Source organism: Gluconacetobacter entanii (assembly GCF_003206495.1).
Lineage (GTDB): Bacteria > Pseudomonadota > Alphaproteobacteria > Acetobacterales > Acetobacteraceae > Novacetimonas > Novacetimonas entanii.
Genome location: NZ_NKUF01000117.1, coordinates 1 through 1,422 on the forward strand (window position 1 = coordinate 1; position 1,422 = coordinate 1,422).

A 1,422-nucleotide genomic window follows, 5' to 3' on the forward strand; every position below is an offset into this window, starting at 1 on the left:
CGCCATGGGAAAATGGACCCTCGAAATCATCAGGCGGTCCGATACGACGAAGGGCTTTCAGATCCTGCCGCGTCGCTGGGTGGTGGAACGGACATTCGCCTGGCTGGGACGGTGCAGGCGGCTCGCCAAAGATTGGGAAAAGTCCATTGCGTCCTCAACCGCATGGACATTGATCGCCTCGATCCGCATGCTCACACGACGGACAGCAAGGCATTGTCAAGCTTGGAAAACTTTCGGATCGGGCTCTTAGAAACTCGGACCACTATCGTAATCCCTCGACCGGGAGCGGGACGGTCCGCCGCGCCAACGGCCACGCACTGGCGCTTGCTGCCTCTCGGCCTGCTGGCGTTTCTCCTGCTCCTGACATGTCACCAGATGCGCCCTGACGGCCTTTTCTTCGGCATCCAGTCCAGCCGTGCCCAGAGGGTGACTATGAGCCTTCAATGCACGGTCAAACGGCTCTGAGGGGTATTCCCCTGCAAGGAACTGCTCACGGGCATCTGGGGCCAATCTCTGTACTCTTTTGGCTATGTCGGCCATGCGCTCCTTGGCCTCCCGCACAGCCCGCTCTCTGGCCTCCCTGAGCGCCTGCTGACGCAAGGCTTCCTTGCGCTCCTCCTCACGCCTGCGGGCTTCTGCCGCCCGTCTGGCCTGTTCGTCCGCTTCCTGTTTTCCCTTCACCCTCAAGGCGTTCAGAAGGCCATTCACCCCTTTCCGCTTAGCGTCCATAGCCTGCTCGGCCACCTCCCTGACGGTAGCGGCCAGCTCACGCACCATCTCCCGCACATGATCGTTCAGGGTGCGCCTGCGCTCGTTCTCCCGAGCCTTGAACGTCCGGGGCTTGTAGGGCTCCCCCTTCCGCTCCTGCTCGGTCTTGTGCCTGCGCTCCATCGTGGTGCTGGTCGGCCCAAGGTGCAGGGTCGGCATCTCGTCCACGCCCTGCCGCTCATAGCTGCGGTGGTCAATGCGGGCGGGCTTCTGGTGGCGCTCTAGTGCTTCGTTGCACTGCATGGCCCACAATTCCCGAAGGCTCTCGATCTCCGGCCCACCCGTCTTGGCGGCGTCCAGTATGCGGGTTTTCTTGCCCAGCCCGTCCGGCTCGACCTCCCGTGTCGTGGTGAGGATATGGGCGTGATAGTTCCGGTCATCACCACCGGCACTGGGGGCATGAAGGGCAACATCAGCAGCCACCCCGTAACGCTCGACCACGGCAGAGGCAAAAGACCGTGCAAGGTCTGCCCTGTTTTTGGCATTCAGTTCAGCGGGAAGGGCCAGCACATATTCACGGGCCGTCACTGAGTTGGAACGCTTCTCGGTCTGCTCGGGGTCGTTTGCGGGAGGGGGCGAAATCCTACGCTAAGCTGAGAACGCGCTTCCCATAATCCCTGAGCTCGCCCTTCGGTCCGACATATCTGTATAGAG

At 61.9% G+C, this 1,422-nt stretch carries 2 protein-coding genes; one reads left to right on the forward strand and one right to left on the reverse strand.

Features of this window, described 5'->3' with window-relative positions; all coding sequences use genetic code 11:
- A partial coding sequence (locus CFR72_RS16735; RefSeq protein WP_146220773.1) for a transposase occupies positions 1-250 on the forward strand: 250 nt, incomplete at its 5' end.
- Here CFR72_RS16735 and CFR72_RS16740 read toward each other — a convergent pair.
- Positions 247-1,350, reverse strand: a complete 1,104-nt coding sequence (locus tag CFR72_RS16740; protein ID WP_110914811.1) for a MobA/MobL family protein — start codon at positions 1,348-1,350, stop codon at positions 247-249. The genes CFR72_RS16735 and CFR72_RS16740 overlap by 4 nt on opposite strands.
- Between the last annotated feature and the right edge of the window lie 72 nt (positions 1,351-1,422).